At 61.8% G+C, this 17,897-nt stretch carries 17 protein-coding genes and 1 tRNA gene; 9 read left to right on the forward strand and 9 right to left on the reverse strand.

Features of this window, described 5'->3' with window-relative positions; all coding sequences use genetic code 11:
• Both NKH04_RS15720 and NKH04_RS15725 read right to left on the reverse strand, forming a co-directional pair.
• On the reverse strand, positions 1 to 987 hold a 987-nt coding region (locus NKH04_RS15720; protein ID WP_353044515.1), incomplete at its 3' end, for a DUF4350 domain-containing protein.
• On the reverse strand, positions 984 to 1,616 hold the full coding sequence (locus tag NKH04_RS15725) for a DUF4129 domain-containing protein (protein ID WP_353044516.1): 633 nt from the start codon (positions 1,614 to 1,616) through the stop codon (positions 984 to 986). The genes NKH04_RS15725 and NKH04_RS15720, both read right to left, overlap by 4 nt.
• 146 nt (positions 1,617 to 1,762) lie before the next feature.
• On the opposite strand from NKH04_RS15725, the gene NKH04_RS15730 reads away from it, so the two are divergent.
• Together NKH04_RS15730 and NKH04_RS15735 are read left to right on the forward strand one after the other, a co-directional pair.
• Positions 1,763 to 2,638, forward strand: coding sequence for a DUF7847 domain-containing protein (locus NKH04_RS15730; protein WP_352918891.1), 876 nt, complete (start codon positions 1,763 to 1,765; stop codon positions 2,636 to 2,638).
• A 60-nt stretch (positions 2,639 to 2,698) separates the two neighbouring features.
• Entirely contained in the window at positions 2,699 to 3,463 is a 765-nt protein-coding gene (locus NKH04_RS15735; protein ID WP_353044517.1) for a hypothetical protein, read from the forward strand.
• A 64-nt stretch (positions 3,464 to 3,527) separates the two neighbouring features.
• On the opposite strand, the gene NKH04_RS15740 is transcribed toward NKH04_RS15735, so the two are convergent.
• From NKH04_RS15740 to NKH04_RS15750, 3 genes are read right to left on the reverse strand one after another with little or no spacing between them, the layout of a single operon-like run.
• A complete protein-coding gene (locus NKH04_RS15740) occupies positions 3,528 to 4,304 on the reverse strand; it encodes an N-formylglutamate amidohydrolase (protein ID WP_353044518.1) in 777 nt (258 codons plus the stop codon).
• Positions 4,304 to 5,623 carry a type I glutamate--ammonia ligase gene (locus tag NKH04_RS15745; protein ID WP_353044519.1) on the reverse strand — a complete coding sequence of 440 codons (1,320 nt, stop codon included), beginning with the start codon at positions 5,621 to 5,623 and terminating at the stop codon, positions 4,304 to 4,306. Before NKH04_RS15745 ends, NKH04_RS15740 begins: the two co-directional genes overlap by 1 nt.
• Complete coding sequence (locus tag NKH04_RS15750; RefSeq protein WP_353044520.1) at positions 5,620 to 6,267, reverse strand: cysteine hydrolase family protein; 648 nt, start codon at positions 6,265 to 6,267, stop codon at positions 5,620 to 5,622. The genes NKH04_RS15745 and NKH04_RS15750 overlap by 4 nt, the downstream gene beginning before the upstream one ends.
• A 152-nt stretch (positions 6,268 to 6,419) precedes the next feature.
• Between NKH04_RS15750 and NKH04_RS15755 the strand changes: the two genes are divergently transcribed.
• From NKH04_RS15755 to NKH04_RS15765, 3 genes are all read left to right on the forward strand, one after another.
• Complete coding sequence (locus NKH04_RS15755) at positions 6,420 to 7,142, forward strand: LuxR family transcriptional regulator (protein ID WP_352474983.1); 723 nt, start codon at positions 6,420 to 6,422, stop codon at positions 7,140 to 7,142.
• Positions 7,143 to 7,225: 83 nt separating this feature from the next.
• Positions 7,226 to 7,900, forward strand: coding sequence for an acyl-homoserine-lactone synthase (locus NKH04_RS15760; protein WP_352932741.1), 675 nt, complete (start codon positions 7,226 to 7,228; stop codon positions 7,898 to 7,900).
• A 47-nt stretch (positions 7,901 to 7,947) separates the two neighbouring features.
• Entirely contained in the window at positions 7,948 to 8,562 is a 615-nt protein-coding gene (locus NKH04_RS15765; protein WP_352932742.1) for a hypothetical protein, read from the forward strand.
• A gap of 966 nt (positions 8,563 to 9,528) precedes the next feature.
• On the opposite strand, the gene NKH04_RS15770 is transcribed toward NKH04_RS15765, so the two are convergent.
• Positions 9,529 to 9,711, reverse strand: a complete 183-nt coding sequence (locus NKH04_RS15770) for a hypothetical protein (RefSeq protein WP_353044521.1) — start codon at positions 9,709 to 9,711, stop codon at positions 9,529 to 9,531.
• Positions 9,712 to 10,028: 317 nt separating this feature from the next.
• Here NKH04_RS15770 and NKH04_RS15775 point away from each other — a divergent pair, with 317 nt between their 5' ends.
• On the forward strand, positions 10,029 to 10,460 hold the full coding sequence (locus NKH04_RS15775) for a YybH family protein (protein WP_023674442.1): 432 nt from the start codon (positions 10,029 to 10,031) through the stop codon (positions 10,458 to 10,460).
• 270 nt (positions 10,461 to 10,730) lie between these two features.
• Here NKH04_RS15775 and NKH04_RS15780 read toward each other — a convergent pair.
• Together NKH04_RS15780 and NKH04_RS15785 are read right to left on the reverse strand one after the other, a co-directional pair.
• Positions 10,731 to 10,804, reverse strand: a tRNA-Gln gene (locus tag NKH04_RS15780).
• A 280-nt stretch (positions 10,805 to 11,084) separates the two neighbouring features.
• Positions 11,085 to 12,017 carry a lysylphosphatidylglycerol synthase domain-containing protein gene (locus tag NKH04_RS15785; protein WP_353044522.1) on the reverse strand — a complete coding sequence of 311 codons (933 nt, stop codon included), beginning with the start codon at positions 12,015 to 12,017 and terminating at the stop codon, positions 11,085 to 11,087.
• A 328-nt stretch (positions 12,018 to 12,345) separates the two neighbouring features.
• Here NKH04_RS15785 and NKH04_RS15790 point away from each other — a divergent pair, with 328 nt between their 5' ends.
• Together NKH04_RS15790 and NKH04_RS15795 are read left to right on the forward strand one after the other, a co-directional pair.
• Entirely contained in the window at positions 12,346 to 13,728 is a 1,383-nt protein-coding gene (locus NKH04_RS15790) for a Ppx/GppA phosphatase family protein (protein ID WP_353044523.1), read from the forward strand.
• 58 nt (positions 13,729 to 13,786) lie between these two features.
• Positions 13,787 to 14,482 carry an RlmE family RNA methyltransferase gene (locus NKH04_RS15795; RefSeq protein WP_023674449.1) on the forward strand — a complete coding sequence of 232 codons (696 nt, stop codon included), beginning with the start codon at positions 13,787 to 13,789 and terminating at the stop codon, positions 14,480 to 14,482.
• A 183-nt stretch (positions 14,483 to 14,665) separates the two neighbouring features.
• Here NKH04_RS15795 and NKH04_RS15800 read toward each other — a convergent pair whose 3' ends face one another.
• Positions 14,666 to 16,087 (reverse strand): MFS transporter, encoded by a 1,422-nt coding sequence (locus tag NKH04_RS15800; RefSeq protein ID WP_353044524.1) that lies wholly within the window; start codon positions 16,085 to 16,087, stop codon positions 14,666 to 14,668.
• Positions 16,088 to 16,382: 295 nt separating this feature from the next.
• On the opposite strand from NKH04_RS15800, the gene guaB reads away from it, so the two are divergent.
• Positions 16,383 to 17,885, forward strand: a complete 1,503-nt coding sequence (gene guaB, locus NKH04_RS15805; RefSeq protein ID WP_352458563.1) for an IMP dehydrogenase — start codon at positions 16,383 to 16,385, stop codon at positions 17,883 to 17,885.
• The last annotated feature ends 12 nt before the right edge of the window (positions 17,886 to 17,897 follow it).

A 17,897-nucleotide genomic window follows, 5' to 3' on the forward strand; every position in this document is an offset into this window, starting at 1 on the left:
CATGCCCCCATAGCGGCCGCCCAGCCCGGCCAGCGGGCCGGAACCCCGCATGCGCATCGCCGTCGTAGCCCCCTGCCCACGCTTGCCCAAGGCGATCGCGCGCGGGTCTATACGCGGCGGGCCGAATCGGCCAAGGCCATGCAGGAACGCCAGCGCCGCAGCGATCAGGATCGTCAGTGTCAGCGCCAGGAACGGCGGCTCGACCAGGAGCTTGGCGAGGTCATATTTCCGCGCCCCGCCGTGCAGCGTCAGGTCGAACATGACCAGACCCTTGCCAGGCCGCAGCCATTGGATCAGGTCGCGCGCCGCGGCCGCCTTGTCGGCATCTCCAAGCGCGGAATTGTTGATTAGGTCGGGGTCGGTCAGAATGAAAAAGGGTTTGTCTTGGAATTCGATGAGGACGGCCTTGCCGCTGCCTGCCGCAATGATCGGGTGATCGTCGGCAACCCATTGCATGTCTTGCGGCGCGGCGACGAGATGGCCCCGGATCTCGAGTTGCTCGACGGTGCTCCTGCCGACACCGAGCTTGGCCTTGGCGATCCGGCCGAGCCAATCGTTGACTACGGTGTCGGGCAAACGCTCGATTTTCATCTTCCATCCCTCATGCTGCTGGAGGGGCAAGGTCTGCCATTTGGGCAGCACGAAGAGAGTCTCGCGGTCATCGCGAAGCTCAAGAATGCGGTCAAGCGCCTCCGGATCGCTGTCGGGCGAGATGGTGACGATCAACAGTATATCTCTGGCAAGATCGTCTTCGGTCCGCGCCATCAAGGGCGCTTCGCCGGTGAGCCGCAGCCATTCCGCCAGGCCGGCGTAGCCGACGCCGCTTTTCGACAGCGGCGTGGCGCCGCCATTGCCGGGTTGCCGGAAATCGGGAGCATAGGTGGACAGCAGGAAGAAACCGGCTGCCGCAAGGAGGCTGGCGAAAATCCCCCAAAACAGTGTCTTTCGATTGAACGGCTCCTGTGCCTCGACCGCCGGTGCACTCACGTCCAGGCATCCCGGAAGGCGAAACGTTCATAGGCGCCGCGCGCCTGCCGCCAGCCTTCCGCGCCGACCGGCCGCCGCGCGAACAGCGCCGCCTCGACGATGCGGGCGATCTCGGTAAACGCGTGGCGCGCCCTTCCCGGCAGGGAAGGGGCATTGGCGATGTCGCGCGCGGTGAGCGACGGGCGCAGGAAGTCCGGCAGCCGGCCGGCAATATCGGCGACGCTGCGCCGAAGCAAAAGGTGAACCGCCTCGTCGTAGTCGCCGCGTGCGGCCAGCGCATCCGCTTGCGACAACAGGATCTGCGCGGTGCCGGCGTCTGGGCGCCAGGTTTCTTCGTCTTCGACTTCGGGCCGCGCGCGCTGCCATGGCAGCCGCCAGGCGATGCCTTTCACCTCGAGGAAGACCAAAAGCAGGATGATTGCGACGCCCGATATCACCGCCCCCCAGAACAGATAGATCATGTAGGGACTGAGCCACGACAAAAAATCCTGCAGCGGCTTCAGCCACTCGGGCGGCTTTGGCGGCACATAGGCCGGCAGGTCGAACTGGATCGACTCATCGGCGATCAGCTGCTTGTGCAGATTGGTCAGCCGTTCGGCTTCCGCTGTGCCTGGCTGTGCCAACGCCACCCTCTCCCCTGCAACCTGTGGTTCCCCAGCCGACACTGGCAATGCGGCAAGACAATTGCAAGTGGACTAGACGTCGACCTCCAATGTTGGCACATTTAATGCGGGGATCACCAGCCGATATGCGGTGATTAAGCGGGGGACGCATCATGGTTTCAACGACATTGGAACGGTCGGACAAGTTTCGCATCGGCAGGGTTTTCAGCAACAGTTTTGCGGTTATCGGCCGCAATCCGGGTCTGTTGGTCGGACTAGCGGCTCTTTTTTCCGCCCTTCCGGCACTGGTGCTTAACCTTTGGAATTACAGCAATTTTGCCAACATCAATATTGCTAGTCCCGAAACTCTGGCTGTTGCCGATCCCTCGGCGATTCTACGCAACTCGTTAATATCGGTGGCTTTTGGCTTGATATATCTTGTGCTGGCTTTGTTGTTTCAATCATCACTGGTGAGGGCGACGATAGAAGACTTGAACGGCAAGCGCCCGGCAATCGGTGACTGCATCCAAATAGCTTTACGCTGCATATTCCCGACGCTTGGGATCGGGCTGGTGGTCTTTTTCGTCATGGTCCTCGGGGTTGTTGCGATTGCCGTCGCAGGGCTGATTATCCCGATCTTCGGGACGATCGTCGCGTTCGTGATGCTGCTTGTTCCCGGCATCATGTGGTTGCTTGGTATATCGGTTTCCGTACCCGTGCTGATCCAGGAGCGCCTTGGCGTGTTTGGCTCGATGTCGCGGAGCCGCGCCCTGACGAAGGGCAGCCGCTGGTCACTATTCGGCCTTTTGCTGATTCTGTTCTTGGTGGCGATTGCCTTCCAAATGGCATTCGCTTTGGTGTTTGGATTGGCTTTCGCCCTTACCGGCAGCCTCTCGACCGTTGGCCTGATTGTGGGCGCGATTGGAAGCGCCGTTGTGTCAACGGTCGTGTCGACGGTAATATCGGTTGCCATCGCCGTTAGCTATGTCGAGCTGAGACAAGTCAAGGAAGGCACCAGCGTCGAAGACTTGGCGGAAATCTTCTCGTAGCGGCAAGGGATTTGCTGCCTTCATCGCGTCAGGATCGGTCTGGACTGGATAGGTAATATCGTGGCGTCAATAACGCTGGAACAGCCCGACAAATTTCGCATCGGCAGGGTTTTCAACGACAGCTTTGCCGTCATCGGACGCAATCCCGTTCTTTGCCTAGGGCTTGCCTTGATTTTCTCCGCCCTGCCGAGATTCGTATTTGCGCTCTGGTTCAGGAAGACCGTTACGAATGTCGAGCATGGCGGCCCGGAATTCTCGGTTCAACGGGTCGCGCTCACGGTGGTTGGCGCGATCGGCTATATTGTCCTCATGTCCTTGCTGGAGGTGGCTTTGACGCGCGCTGCCATCGAGGATTTGAGCGGCAAGCGGCCGTCGATGCGTGATTGCATCGGGACGGCCGTGGCACTCCTGCTGCCGGCAATCGGCATTTCGCTGATTGTCAACATTGGCTTCACAGTCGGCCTCGTGCTGCTCGTCGTTCCGGGATTTTTGTTGTTGGTTCTCTGGGTTGTAGCGATACCGGTTCTGATTCAGGAAAAACTGGGGGTATTCGCGAGTTTGGGCCGCAGCCGCGATCTTTCCAAGGGCAGCCGTTGGTCTCTGCTCAGTCTCTGGTTCCCCCTGTTCGTAGCTTTGGTCGCAACAAATTTCACGTTGGGCCGCGTCCTATCCCACTTAGGCATTCCGCTCGTGTTCTTCCTGGACGCTCTGGCGCGCGCGGTCGAGCAAGTCGTGTTTTCCACTGCCATCGCCGTCAGCTATGTCGAGCTGCGCCAGGTCAAGGAAGGCACGAGCGTCGAAGACTTGGCGGAAATCTTCTCCTGAGGACGGGTGGAGGCTTTTCATCGACGGCTCGGCTCTCGCGTTGCGCTCGAGCAGCCGAGCTTGTTCACAAACCCTGTGTCTGCACCGGCAACGCCGCCGCCAGCCGCTTCGCCCATTCCTCGATGCCGGAGCGGCTCGCCAGCAGGTCCTGCCTGATCTCGATGAGGACGGCCTGAATGCCGCGATCGTCGCCATGGACCGGTATGGCGTAGTCGCCGTCGCGGCTGATCGCATAAGGCTCGTTTGCCGCGGCGTTGAGCGCACCGTCGGCGCGCAGGCCGGCAAGCACTGCCTGGCCGAAATCGACTGCCCGGTCGTAAAGCACGCCGGCGTGCCAGGGCCGCGCAATGCCGAGGAAGACCGGCGTGAAGGAGTGGATCGTCGCGATCCGCGTCGCTCTGCCCTGCTTCGCCCGGTCGTCGAGATGGGCGGCCACGCGGTCATGAAACGGCGCGAACATGATTTCGGCACGCCGGCTTCGTTCCTCCGGATTGAGGCCGACATTGCCGGGGATGCCGGTGTCCTCCGATAGCGCCGGAATGCTGCCGCTGGAACCAAGCGGCCGGTTGAGATCGATCAACAGCCGCGAATAGGAGCTGAGGAAAGCCGGAGCATCGAGCAGTTTCGACAGAGCGCGGGTCACTTCGGCGGCGCCGATATCCCAGGCGATATGGCGCTGCAAATGGCGGCTGTCGAGACCGAGCCGCGCATACTCGGCCGGAATATGATTGGACGCGTGCTCGCATATCAGAACGATATCGGAACGCCCCGTTTCGTTGATTGCGTCGACCGCGGGTGGCCAACCTTCCGGTAGGATGGCGTTGGCAACCGGCTCAGCCATCAATACAGCGTCCGGTAGAGATCGCAGACCGCCACTGGGTCGAGACCGGCGAGGCGCTCGGTCTCATGCCGCTTGAGGCCGACAAAGGTCTCGACGAACACCGGCGCGAACCATCCGGTGACGGTCTTGTCGGCAACGAGCGCGTCGAGTGCCGCAGGCAGCGTTTCCGGCAGCCGCACGAGGCCAAGCTTCTTGCGCTCGGAACCGCTCATCAGCGTCGGGTCGCCCGAGACAAGCGGCGGCGCCGGCAGCTTGGCCTTCAGCCCCTCCAGCCCGGCGCGCACGATCGCTGCCAGCGACAAATAGGGATTGCCGGTGGCGTCGGCCGCCCGGTATTCGATGTTGTACTGCCGCGCCGGATCGCGCCCGCCGATCGTCACCGTCGGGCAGATGCGCAGGCTCGCCTCGCGGTCGCGATCGGCAAGCCAGGTGTAGGACGAGCTCCAGCTATGCGGCTTCAGCCGGTAGTAGGACGACACACTCGCCGCCGTCATGGCGGTGATCGCGGGCAGATGGCGCAGCACGCCGGCACAGAACGAAGCGGCACGGCTGGAAAGGCCGCCAGGCTGGGCCGGATCGTAGGTCGCCGGCTTGCCGGCCTCGTCGACGAAACTGAAATGGATATGGACGCCGTTGCCGACGGCATCGGGAGCGGTTTTGGGCGCGAAGCTCGCCCGCCAGCCGGCACATCGCGCGACTTCGCGCGTGATCTCGCGGATGGCGACGGCGCGATCGGCCGCGGCAAGCGCATCGGCCGGCTCGCACGTCACCTCGAACTGGTCGGTGCCGAATTCGGCGATCACCACTTCGGGCGCGACGCCGGCTTCCGCCAGCGCCGCCATCAGATTGGCGGCAAACGGGTCGGCGCGGCGCAGTGCTGCCAACGACATCGAATGAGCCGGCCCGAAGTCGGCCTCGATATGGAATTCATGCTCGAAGGCGGCGATGACGGAAAGCCCGGCCGCTGCCTTCAAGTCCGCCAGCGCATCCTTGAGCATGGTCCGCGTACAGCCGACCCACGGGCTGCCGTCGAGTTCGACGATGTTGCCGGCGACCATGTCGAAAGGCGTCGCCGATCCGGTCAGCGCCGTGCGGAACCGCGCGTTGAGATCGGGAACGAGCCGCACATCGCCGGACGAGCCCCACGGATTGGGGTCGACGATGGAGTTGAAGGGCGTCAGCGACAGATTGGCCTGGAGCCAGCCGACGCCGGTCGCAGCAATCTTCTGCAGCCTGCTTTCGACGACCGAGCGGCCGCGCGTGATCGCCGAAAGATCGGTCGTGACGACGGCAACGAGCGGTTCGACGGTCGATGTCATGCAGCTTTTCCCAAGGCTTCGAAACGGGCAGTAACAATGGCGGTATCTGCGACCCAGCAATAGCCGCCGAAGGCCTCGAGCGCGCCATCATGGCGCTCCTGCGAGGCGGCGGCGCAGGCGTCGGATACGCAGGTGACGAGGTAGCCGCGATCGGCGGCGTCGCGCACCGCCATGTCGACGCACTGGTCGGTCATGATGCCGGCGACGACCAGATAACGCACGCCGAGGTTTTTCAAGACATAATCGATGTTGGTCGAGTTGAAGACGCCCGACGACGTCTTCGGCAGCATGATCTCGTCGCCGATCGGCGCCAGCGACGGCACCGGCAGGCCCTCCGGCCGGCTCGGCGCGATATGGATCGGCGTCAGCTTGTGGTCGAGCGAGCGGTCGCGGCCGTCTTCGGTCAGGCTTTGGATGATTGTATGGATCACCTCGACGCCGTTGGCCCGCGCCGCCGCCAGCAGGCGCTCCTGGTTGGGGATCGTCTGCGACGCCGTCTGCCGGTAGAAATAGTGATCGGGACCGCGCTCCGGATGCGCTGGATCAGCACCCGGCTCCAGCCAGACGCGCTGCATGTCGACCAGCAGCAGCGCGGTTTCGCCGGCCCGGAACGGCTCGTTTCGTTTTGGCAGTGCTGGCGTCATGCTTGGGGGTCCTGTGTTGCTGACTACAATCCGGCTGATTTAGCTGATTTTGGTCCACGCGTCCTGCGTCGCGGACACACTTATTGGGAGTATTCGAAGTCTCTAATTTAAGATAAGCTTTGTTTTCGGGCGTGGAGACGGGGGTCTCTGTCATGATCGATTCAGATGTGTTCGACTTTGTCGAACGCTGCAGGAAGCACACAGCTACCGGGCCGCTGCTGAGCGACCTTCTTGAAACCGTGCGAAATCTCGGTTTCGAGCACCTTATCCTGAGCGGGGTGCCGCTTGGCGGGCAGAAGCTTGCACCGATGGTCGAACTGAATGGCTGGCCGGCCGGCTGGTTTGAGCGCTATGTCGAGGCCGAGCATGCCGCCGTCGACGGCGTTTGCGTTTACTCGGCAAAGACCTTGAAGCCGTTCCTCTGGTCCGAAGTCCCGGCAAAGTGGTCGGATACAGAGGGCTCACGACGCGTTGCCGGCGAGGCGACTGAGTTCGGCATCTGCAGCGGCTTCGCCGTACCGATGCTCAGCGTTCACCATTGGCAATCCGTGCTTTCGTTTGCGTCTTCCGCGAAGGCCTGCACCCTGTCGCCGCGCCACCAGGTGCAACTGGTGACCATGGCGGTATACGCGGGCATGTCGATCCAGGCCTTGGCCAATGACGATGACGACCATGAAGGCGTGCTGACCGACCGCGAAAAAGAAGTGCTCTTGTGGGCCGCGGCCGGCAAGACCTCGTCGGAAACCTCGCAGATCCTTGGCCTTACCGAGCGCACGGTCAAATGGCACTCGACGCGGGCCCGCGAGGCTTTTGGCGTCGCCACGACCACGCAAGCGGTCGTCGAGGCAGTGCGCCGGCGTCTGATCCATCCCTAATCGCGTCAACTGTCCCATCGGACAGGTGACGTATATTAGCGCGACTGCGAGTATCCCGGCGAGAACGATCGGGGGATCGCGCCATGATAACGGCCCACGTAGTCAATGCGCATAACAAGCATCTCTACGAAAACGAATTCGACGAGTTTCTGCGCCGCCGGCACGATTTCTTCGTGCATCAAAAACGCTGGCGCCCTCCGAGCCCGGATGGTCGCGAACTGGATCAATTCGATACAGACGCGGCGACATACCTGCTGGGCATTGAAGACGATCGCGTAGTGACTTCGGCTCGATTGATCCCAACGAGCGAGCCGCACATGGTCTCGGAGGTCTTTTCTCACATGTGCGAAAAATCGGGCGTCCCCAGGCGTCCCGATTGGGCCGAATGGACCCGCACATTCGTCGTTCCCGATAAACGCACTGCCGGACTAAGGGGCACGCTGACGCAGCTGTGCTGCGCGGTAATGGAATATGCTCTCGACGAGGGCCTCAGCGCCGTCGGCGGCATCCAGGAAACCTACTTCATGCCGCACCACGGCGCGCTCAAATGGCGGGCCGAACCGATGGGCATGGCCAGGGAAGAGAACGGCGAGTGGTACATCGTCGCGTATATCGAGGTGAACGAGGCGGCACTTGCGAGTGTGCGGAAGATACTTGAAATAAATCGTTCTTTGATAGTTAGGCGCGGAATACAATTTCCCTTTGTGTCAAATCGAACGAACAGGACTTCTGATACTACGGAGAAGAGCCACGCTTAACTGAAATCTAATATCTAAATATATATATGCAACATGGAGGAACAAAAATGAGTAACAAATACATCGTGTTATCACTGCTGTCAGCAGTACCGGAAGATATGTTCGGGTGCCACATTATCCCTGAGGGGCAATTGTATCCGATGATTTACCGAATAGCTTACGGTCCGGATATATATTGGAATTGCGCAGAATGGGTCGCGCTGCATTGTAAGCCGATCCAGAAATGGTGGCTGGACGAAAAAGCAGACGCAGAAAAGAGAATGGATACCGCAAGATCAAGAAAAGACTTTGCTGAGTTGCTATTGTCCGAGAATAGAAAAGTTGAACTTGCTCATATTGATGGCGTGCCAGAGTTTAAAGTTGAATGGGAAGGAGGATTCATCAAGTATCCTGTCCTGTATACGCGGACATCAAAAATTACCGCCTATGCAGAATTCTCGGCACCGGACTTAAATAGTATTTGGGGTGACGTTACAAACTGCGCAACCGGTGGCGCCGTGGCGGCCACCCTGGCAGCTATATTTGCCAGCCCGGCAGCGGCACTACCTGCGTTCAAGGCGGCCTTTCTGGCGTGCATCGTTCCGAGGGTTGGTGAAAGGGCCAAAGAAATCAGTGTTGCGCTTAGCACGCATCAAGAATCTGGTGACTGGCATCGAGTATAGACGCTATCGGCATTGGGATCGCACCCGCCGGGAACGACGGGTCTTTCTCGTTTGTTGTCCAAAAGTAATAACGTTTCTCACAAACTTAAGTTCGAAATTGACAGGAAGGGGGTTCTACCCCTGGCCGGAGAGTTAGTCTAGCCGGCACTTCGAAAAAGCACTTTGAAGGCGTGAACGCCTTCGCGCCGGGGTAGTCCCAGAAAATTCGTCTAATGGGAGGAAGGCTATGCAATCGCGCATTTATTCAGTTGACAAAGTGCACGTTGAGGGACTTTTGGTAATACCTGAAAATCCGCCGGCGATAGCCGTATCAGCCAGCGGTTGGGTTCCCACAAGCGGGTGGTCGTTGCCCGACCTTACGCCGTGGATTTACATAGTCCCTCCAAAAGATGGCATCCTCGACCTTGATTTTGTGGCAACGCAGCCCACCGGCCGGGTACTCCAGGTCTTCACGAAAATTAGCGTGACCAAGGCGTTTTCGGTCCCGGCCTGGGTGGTAGGGGTCCGAGTTCACACTTCAACCAACGATGTTCAGGCCACAATCGATGGCTCGAATGGGCCGACAAAAGCATCGATGAGCGCAGATGGTATGCCGTCGCCTTGGCCTTTTCCTTTCTGGGCTCCTTGGGGTCGTGACCGATAGCCTGAGTAAGAACTCAGAATCCTACCACACGCGTTCGCCTATTCCTGAGGCCGCCTGGTGTTGGTTGGGGCATGTGGGGCGCCTCGCTGTCACAGCAAGTGGGGGAGTCGGGTAAGATTGGGGAAGGTCATCTCCCTCTGTGTGGTCGGGACACGGCTCTGCCCCTTCTAAAGGCCACTTTCGAGGTGAGTAATTTCACTCGGGAGAAATCCCAATCGATCGGGAAGAGCCGGCCTCATTTGGGCCAACCTGCACAATCTTGTTGCGAAGAAGGATTTCGAAAGGCGGAACGCGAATTACGGTGACAGTGCACTATTTTCTTTTCACCGCCTGCCTCGTTTTTCGGGTTTCACCGCTTTGCCGATTTGCCCGGCGATGCTCTCGGCCCATGGGTGCATCGAAAACCGCGACATCGGCGATACGGCAATACTCGATGAGCAGTTCTTGGGATTACCGTGACAGTGCACCATTTTCTTTTCGCCGCCTGCCTCGTTTTCCGGTTTCATGGCTTTGCCGATTTGCCCGGCGATGGCCCATGGGTGCCTCGAAAACCGCGACATCGGCGACGCGGCAATACTCGATGAGCAGTTCTTGTGGATCACATAGTCTTGGGACGTGAAAACGCTTTGGCTCACCCGTACGACGCCCGCGATGCGGCAGACCGGGAACGCCGGCAAGGTGCACCATGCGGCGAGGGCGACATGGTAAAAAGTGCACTCACCGTAATTCTGATCTATACTCCGGACACCAGCCCGAACGCCTAGGCGAAGGGCGGATGAAGCGCTTGATAGAGTTCTCTTTTTAGTCATGGGGCGATATTAAGATGTTAGCCTCCGACCTGACGAAATTTATCGAGCAGGATCATCTGGCTCTGGATGCCTTCGTAAAGGGCGATCCTGAGCCCTTAAAAAACCTCTACTCGCGACAGGACGACGTCATTATTGCCAATCCCTTTGGCCCGCCGGCGAAGGGATGGAGAAAGGCCGCTGAGACCATGGAACGGGCCGCCACCAATTACCGGCACGGCAAGGCCATCGGCTTTGAGCGCATCTCGGAGTATGCGACAGCCGACTTGGGATACATCATCGAGGTCGAGCGGTTCCAATCCAAGGTCGGTGGTGGCAACAAACTGGTGCCGATTGCGCTTCGAGTCACCACCATATTCCGGCGCGAGGAAGGCGCGTGGAGGATCGTCCTTCGTCATGCCGATCCGATAACCTCGGCACGCCCGCCGACGTCCATTGTCGGGGAGTAGAAGGGTTGCCGGAGAGGTTTTAGGAACTACGGTGACAGTGCACTAATTTCTTTTCGCCGCCTGCCTCGTTTTCCGGATTTCGCAGCTTTGCCGATTTGCTCGGCGATGCTCTCGGCCCACGGGTGCATCGAAAACCGCGACGTCGGCGACGCGACAATACTGGAGAGGGCGACACGGGAAAAGTGCACTGTCACCGTAATTCGACCACCGTAATTCGACGGAAGTTATTCCTGGAGGAGCGGGTTCGGTAGCTAAGTAATTGAAATTTCTTGGCTGGGGAACCTGGATTCGAACCAGGACTAACGGAGTCAGAGTCCGTGGGTCTACCGTTAACCTATTCCCCAGCAGGCGCGGCCGTTGAAAACCACACGGGCAGGGCGACGATGTCGCCGCGCGTGCCTTGTAGCCGCCGCCGGAAAATAGTCAACCCTGCCGTAGGCATTTCAATCGGCGCGGTTGCTTCAGATTTGCCCTATCGTCACTCCCGCCGGCGTTTGCGCTGCCCCTCACCCTCTCCCCGTTCTTCACGGGGAGAAGGGTCCCGGCAGGGGGTTGAGGGGCGGCGCCTACATTGAGGATTGATCTTCTCACGGTCGTCATCAGGCCTGACGCGATTGCCGAGCTTCAACTCTCGCTGCGGGAGTATTGCGAGTGCTCGAAGAACAGCACCACGCCGAGCGCGATCAGCAGCGGGATGATCAGGTAGAACAGCCGGAACACCAGCAGCGCCGCCAGCACGCCGACCTGGTCCATGTGCGACAAGCCAGCGAGGAACACCACCTCGAAGACCCCGAGCCCGCCCGGCGCATGCGAGATCTGCGCGATCGAGAACGACACCAGGAAAACGCCGAGCACGACGAAATAGCCGGGATTGCCGGTGGCGGGCAGGGCGAAGAAGATGATCGCCGCCGCCGCCAGCAGCTCGATCGGGCCGACCAGCAATTGCCGCGCCACGATCGGCAGCGCCGGGTAATGCAGCTGGAAGCTGCCGATCCTGAGCGGTCTCAGATGCAGCCAGCTGCCGAAGACATAGGCCGCCACCACGAGCAGCATGGCGAACCCTGCTGCTTGCGACAGCCGATGATGCGGTATGCCGGAAAACCGGTCGATCACCTCAGGCTCGAGCAGCAGCACGATGCCTGAGACGAACAGCGTCGACAGCACGAAGGTGATCCAGCAGATCGCCACCAGAATGCCGACATCCTGGCCGGTCAGGCCCCTGGTGCCGTAGGCGCGGTAGCGGATCACCGCACCGGAAAACACCGAGCCGCCGATATTGTGCGACAGCGCGTAGGTGGTGAACGAGCAGAAGGTGACGAACAGCCACGATACTTTCTTGCCGATGTGCAGCAACGCGATGTGGTCGTAGCCGGCGAGCGAGGCATAGGCGATGACCGAGCTCAGCGCCGCCAGCACCCAGCCGCGCGCCGGGATGGCGATTATGCCGGCCCAGACATCGTCAAGCGAGATGCCGCGCAATTCGTGCAGCAGCAGCCACAGCGAGAACACCACCGCGGCGATGCCGATGACGGGCCAGAAATAGCGCCTCCAGTTCATGGCATGACGATCATGCGTTGCAGCCCGTACCGTTTTCCGGTTCGCAGCAGGCAAACCGCCCGCGTTGCCGAATGATTTACCCTCCATTTCAGAAATGCCTCATTGAAGCCGGCTATTCAACCGGGAAGGCGCGTTGTGGCGCTCGCGCCTTCCCTTCTCCCAAGGGGACAAGGGCTCACCGACGTCGCCGCCTTCACGCCGCCGGCAAAATTCGCCGCGAGCGCTCTTGGTGATCCGGCCGTGCGCTGATAGTCTGGCGGCAACTTGAACATGTAAAAGCGCCTGCTGCGTCCGGTCTCCGGTTCGCGCGGCGCCGGAAGGAACGACAGTGGAAGACCACGACGCCGGCGCTGGCGCGCCGGAAGTGGGCGTGTCCAGGGGTTCGCCGACGCCGTCCGGCCAGGCAAGCCCATCCACCGGACGCTACGGCCGTCAGGTGCAACCCTGGTCCGGCAATGGACAGGCTGGCGACACGTCCCACGATCACAAGGGTCAGAACGGCCCGCATCAGAACGGCAAACCCAAGAAACGGCGCAAGCGTCGGCGCGGGCGCAAGGTTTTCGCACGCGACGAGACTCGTCCGCTGGCGGCCGGCGCTTCGGTGCCCGCCGCCAACGAGGCCCCGGCCGCGCGCCCGCCCCAGCCAGCGGCTTACGCGCCTCCGCCCTCAGCTCCGCCAAGGCCGGGGCAAGGTGCCTGCACACCGCCGCCGCTGCAGGAATTGCCGGTGTTTGCCGCGCTCGATCTCGGCACCAACAATTGCCGGCTGCTGGTCGCGGTGCCGACGCGCCATGGCCAGTTCCGCGTCATCGATGCCTTCTCGCGCATCGTCAGGCTGGGCGAGGGCCTTACCGCCAATGGCCGGCTCGGCGACGCCGCAATGGACCGCGCGGTCGAGGCGCTGAAGATCTGCGGTGACAAATTGCGCAACCGCAAGGTCAGGAAAGCCAGGCTGATCGCCACCGAGGCCTGCCGAACCGCCGCCAATGGCGTCGAGTTCCTCGAGCGCGTCGAGCGCGAGGCCGGCCTGAAGCTCGAGATCATCGACCGCCAGACCGAGGCGCGGCTGGCGGTGTCGGGCTGCGGTTCGCTGGTCGAGCGCGACACGCAAGGCGTCGTGCTGTTCGACATCGGCGGCGGCTCGTCCGAAATCGCGCTGATCGACCTCACCGGTCAGCGCTCGCCAAGGCTTGCCAACCATATCGTCTCGTGGACGTCGCTGCCGGTCGGCGTCGTCTCGCTGGCCGAGCGTTTTGGCGGCCGCACGGTGACACGCGAGATCTTTGGCGCCATGGTCGAGGATGTCGCAATGCGGCTGCGCGCCTTCGACGGGCGTGATCGGCTGAGCCACCTCCTGGCCAGCCCGAAATTCCATTTGCTCGGCACATCGGGCACTGTGACGACGCTGGCCGGCGTCCATCTCGATCTCGAACGCTATGACCGCCGCCGCGTCGACGGGCTGTGGATGGATCGCGACAGCGTCGACCGCATGGTCGAAAAACTGGTCGGCTGGGATTTCCAGCAACGCGTCGCCAACCCTTGCATCGGCGCCGACCGCGCCGACCTGGTTCTGGCCGGCTGCGCCATATTGGAGGCGATCCGCGCCGTCTGGCCGTCGGAGCGGCTGCGTGTCGCCGACCGCGGCCTGCGCGAGGGCATATTGAGCGAATTGATGGCCGATGACGGCGTCTGGCGGCGAGGCAGAGCATGATCCCGAAAAGTGGCTGCCGGTTTTCGGACAAGATCATGCTCAAACAAGCAATCAAGCAATGACCAAGAAACCGGAAAGACCGAGCTCCGCCGGCATTCGCGTGCTGAAGACAAAGATCAAGAAGAAAAGCGGCTTGAAGGAATCGTCGCGCCGCTGGTTGCAGCGCCACATCAATGATCCCTATGTCCAGCGCTCGAAGGCCGACGGCTATCGCTCGCGCGCCGCCTACAAGCTGATCGAGATCGACGACAAGCACCATTTGCTCAAGCCTGGCATGAAGGTGATAGACCTTGGCGCGGCACCCGGCGGCTGGTGCCAGGTCGCCGCCGCGCGTACCAAGTCGACCGCGGAACACCCGAACGTCGTCGGCATCGATTACCTCGAGATGGACGCCGTGCCGGGCGCCCCGGTGCTGCTGATGGATTTCCTCGATCCGCAGGCACCCGAAAAGCTGGCCGAGACGCTGGGCGGCCAGCCCGACATCGTGCTCTCCGACATGGCCGCACCGACCACCGGCCACAAACGGACCGACCACATCCGCACCATGCATCTTTGCGAGGTGGCGGCCGATTTCGCGCTGTCGGTATTGAAGCCGGGCGGACATTTCCTCGCCAAGACGTTTCAGGGCGGCGCCGAGAACGAATTGCTGGCGAGACTCAAGCGGAATTTCCGCTCGGTCCACCACGTCAAGCCACCGGCCTCACGCGACGAATCGGTGGAGCTGTATTTGCTGGCGAAGGATTTCAAGGGGTAGCGCCCTTTCCTTCTCCCCTTCTTGTGGGAGAAGGTGGCCTCGCGAAGCGAGGTCGGATGAGGGGTGTTCCAGCTTGGCAACACGCTTGCAGTTATCATCGCCTCATTTCTTCCAACACCCTCAACCGTCTCGGCGCTGCGCGCCGATCCACCTTCTCCCACAAGGGGAGAAGGGAAGGGGTTCTCAACTTCCCGGCGGGCTCACCGGCTCCAGTGTCTTCGGCGGCGTCAACCGGCCATGTCCAGACACGGCATTGCCGGCGTCCGGCGCCAGCCGCATGAACGACAGCGAGGCTGCCGCCGACACCGCCGCTACGATGAAGAAGGCGGTGTGGAAGTCGCTCAGCGTCAGCGGGCCGCCATGGATCTTGGTCGACACTTCGAGGATGCCGCCGGCCAGCGCCACGCCGAGCGCGATCGCCAACTGCTGGAACACGGCCGTGATCGGCGTCGCCTTGCTGGTGTCGGCGGCCGAAATCTCGGCGTAGGCAAGCGCATTGATGCCGGTGAAGAACATCGAGCGGATGAAGCCCCCGGCGAGCAGCATGGCGAGGATCAGCCCGTAGGGCGTGTCGGGTGTGAACAGGCCGTTGATGGCGATGGACGCGGCAGCGATGAGCGAGCCTGAAATCAGCACCCGGCGGAAGCCGGCGACCCTGAAGATCAGCGCGGTGACGAATTTCATGCCTATGGCGCCGATCGCCGAGACGAAGGTGATCATGCCGGACTGGAACGGCGTCAGCCCGAAACCGATCTGGAACATCAGCGGCAACAGGAAAGGTACGGCACCAATGCCGATGCGGAACAGTCCGCCGCCGAGCACCGACGAGCGGAACACCCGATTGCGAAACAGCTCGAGCGCCAGCAGCGGGTTCTTGGCGCGGCGCGCGTGCAGCAGGTAAAGCACCGCCGATGCCAGCCCGACGGCAACGGTGATAAAGCCGGCGACTGGCGGCAGAGCCGGCAGGCTGACCACCGACAGGCCGAACACGATGCCCGATGCCGCCAGCCCGCTCAGCACGAAACCGATGAGATCGAGCGGCGGCGTCTGCGCGGCGTCGGTCTTCGGCAGGAAACGCGTGGCCAGCCAGATGCCGATCAGCCCGATCGGCACATTGATCAGAAAAATCCAGTGCCAGGAAAAATAGGTCGTGATGAAGCCGCCGACCGGCGGGCCGACCAGGGGGCCGACCAGAGCCGGGACAGTCAGCCACGACATGGCGGCGACGAGCTCGCTTTTCGGCGTCGCGCGTACCAGCACCAGGCGTCCGACCGGCGTCATCATGGCGCCGCCAATACCTTGCAGGAAACGTGACACCACGAAAGCCGGCAGCGAATTGGAAATGGCGCACGCGACCGAACCGACGATGAACACGGCGATCGCGGCGCGGAAGACATTCTTGGCGCCGAAGCGGTCGGCCTTCCAGCCGCTGATCGGAATGAAGATCGCGAGCGATACCAGATAGGCGGTCAGCGCCAGCTTGAGCGCGATCGGGCTGGTGTGGATGTCGATGGCGATCGCCGGCAACGATGTCGCAATGACGGTCGAATCCATGTTTTCCATGAATAGAGCGACCGCCAGGATAAGCGGAATGGTGCGGTTCACGATGGATCCGGCCTTGAAATGTGCGTCGCGATTGCTTGCCGGCCCTGGGGGCCAAACCGACAGGTAGGGCGGTTATCATGGTTTGGCCCGGATGTCGTATTAATTTGCTGTCACGTTTGTGCGACCGCAAGTCCCGCAGCCCCTGGGGCAAAATGCAGCTTCGCCACTACACAACCATCGGCTTTTCAACGGCCACGGGACGTGTTACGAGCCAGCGCCAATCCTGAAAGGGAAGAAGACGAGTCGGCGCTGTCCATCCAGGGCGAGCGCCTTTCCTGCATTCCGAGGGCTGGCCATGGCAAAAATCATCGAGACGTCCACCGGCGCATTGGCGCTGACCTTTGACGACGTGCTGCTGCAGCCGGGTCATTCCGAGGTCATGCCCGGCGAGACCGACATCCGCACCCGCATCGCCGGCGACATCGACCTCAACGTGCCGATCCTGTCGGCCGCCATGGACACGGTTACCGAGGCGCGGCTCGCCATCGCCATGGCCCAGGCCGGCGGCATCGGTGTCATCCACCGCAATTTCTCGCCGGCCGAACAGGCCGAGCAGGTGCGGCAGGTGAAGAAATTCGAGTCCGGCATGGTGGTCAACCCTGTCACCATCGGTCCCGAGGCGACGCTTGCCGATGCGCTGGGTCTGATGCGCACCTACAGCATTTCGGGCATTCCGGTGGTCGAGAACGGCGGCACCGGCGGCCACACGGTCGGCCGGCTCGTCGGCATCCTGACCAACCGCGACGTCCGCTTCGCGTCCGATCCGGCGCAAAAGGTCTATGAGCTGATGACCCGCGAGAACCTGATCACGGTCAAGGAGAACGTCGATCAGGACGAGGCCAAGCGGCTACTCCATCAGCACCGCATCGAGAAGCTTGTTGTGGTCGATCGGGACGGCAATTGCGTCGGGCTGATCACGGTCAAGGACATCGAGAAGTCGCAGCTCAACCCGCACGCCACCAAGGATGCGCAGGGGCGCTTGCGCGCAGCCGCCGCCACCAGCGTCGGCGATGACGGTTTCGAACGCGCCGAGCGCCTCATCGACGCCGGCGTCGACCTTCTCGTGATCGACACCGCGCACGGTCATTCGCAGCGCGTTCTGGATGCGGTGACGCGGGCCAAGAAACTGTCCAACTCGGTTCGCATCCTGGCCGGCAACGTCGCCACCGCGGAAGGCACCTTGGCGCTGATCGATGCCGGCGCCGACGCGGTCAAGGTCGGCATCGGACCAGGCTCCATCTGCACCACCCGCATCGTCGCCGGCGTCGGCGTGCCGCAGCTCTCGGCGATCATGTCGGCGGTCGAGACGGCGCAGAAATCCGGCGTTTCGGTCATTGCCGATGGCGGCATCAAATATTCGGGCGATCTCGCCAAGGCACTGGCCGCCGGCGCAAGTGCTGCGATGATCGGCTCGCTGCTGGCCGGCACGGACGAGAGCCCGGGCGAGGTCTATCTGCACCAGGGCCGCTCCTTCAAAGCCTATCGCGGCATGGGCTCGGTCGGCGCGATGGCGCGCGGCTCCGCCGATCGTTATTTCCAGGCCGAGGTGCGCGACACGCTGAAACTGGTCCCGGAAGGCATCGAAGGGCAGGTGCCGTACAAAGGACCTGTGTCTGGCGTGCTGCACCAGCTTGCAGGCGGCCTGAAAGCCGCTATGGGTTATGTCGGTGGCCGCGACCTTGCCGATTTCCGCGAGCGCGCCACTTTTGTGCGGATATCCAATGCCGGACTTCGTGAAAGCCACGCCCATGACGTCACGATTACCCGCGAAAGCCCGAATTATCCTGGCGGAGCCTGACCGTCATGCGTC

Source organism: Mesorhizobium sp. M1365, assembly GCF_040317865.1.
Classification (GTDB): domain Bacteria; phylum Pseudomonadota; class Alphaproteobacteria; order Rhizobiales; family Rhizobiaceae; genus Mesorhizobium.

Coding starts and splice junctions, on each gene's coding strand:
- NKH04_RS15750 (WP_353044520.1), bottom strand. CDS start 6,267: ATGACGCCAGCACTGCCAAAACGAAACGAGCCGTTCCGGGCCGGCGAA.
- NKH04_RS15755 (WP_352474983.1), top strand. CDS start 6,420: ATGATCGATTCAGATGTGTTCGACTTTGTCGAACGCTGCAGGAAGCAC.
- guaB (WP_352458563.1), top strand. CDS start 16,383: ATGGCAAAAATCATCGAGACGTCCACCGGCGCATTGGCGCTGACCTTT.
- NKH04_RS15795 (WP_023674449.1), top strand. CDS start 13,787: ATGACCAAGAAACCGGAAAGACCGAGCTCCGCCGGCATTCGCGTGCTG.
- NKH04_RS15730 (WP_352918891.1), top strand. CDS start 1,763: ATGGTTTCAACGACATTGGAACGGTCGGACAAGTTTCGCATCGGCAGG.
- NKH04_RS15785 (WP_353044522.1), bottom strand. CDS start 12,017: ATGAACTGGAGGCGCTATTTCTGGCCCGTCATCGGCATCGCCGCGGTG.
- NKH04_RS15740 (WP_353044518.1), bottom strand. CDS start 4,304: ATGGCTGAGCCGGTTGCCAACGCCATCCTACCGGAAGGTTGGCCACCC.
- NKH04_RS15765 (WP_352932742.1), top strand. CDS start 7,948: ATGAGTAACAAATACATCGTGTTATCACTGCTGTCAGCAGTACCGGAA.
- NKH04_RS15745 (WP_353044519.1), bottom strand. CDS start 5,623: ATGACATCGACCGTCGAACCGCTCGTTGCCGTCGTCACGACCGATCTT.
- NKH04_RS15760 (WP_352932741.1), top strand. CDS start 7,226: ATGATAACGGCCCACGTAGTCAATGCGCATAACAAGCATCTCTACGAA.
- NKH04_RS15770 (WP_353044521.1), bottom strand. CDS start 9,711: ATGAAACCGGAAAACGAGGCAGGCGGCGAAAAGAAAATGGTGCACTGT.
- NKH04_RS15775 (WP_023674442.1), top strand. CDS start 10,029: ATGTTAGCCTCCGACCTGACGAAATTTATCGAGCAGGATCATCTGGCT.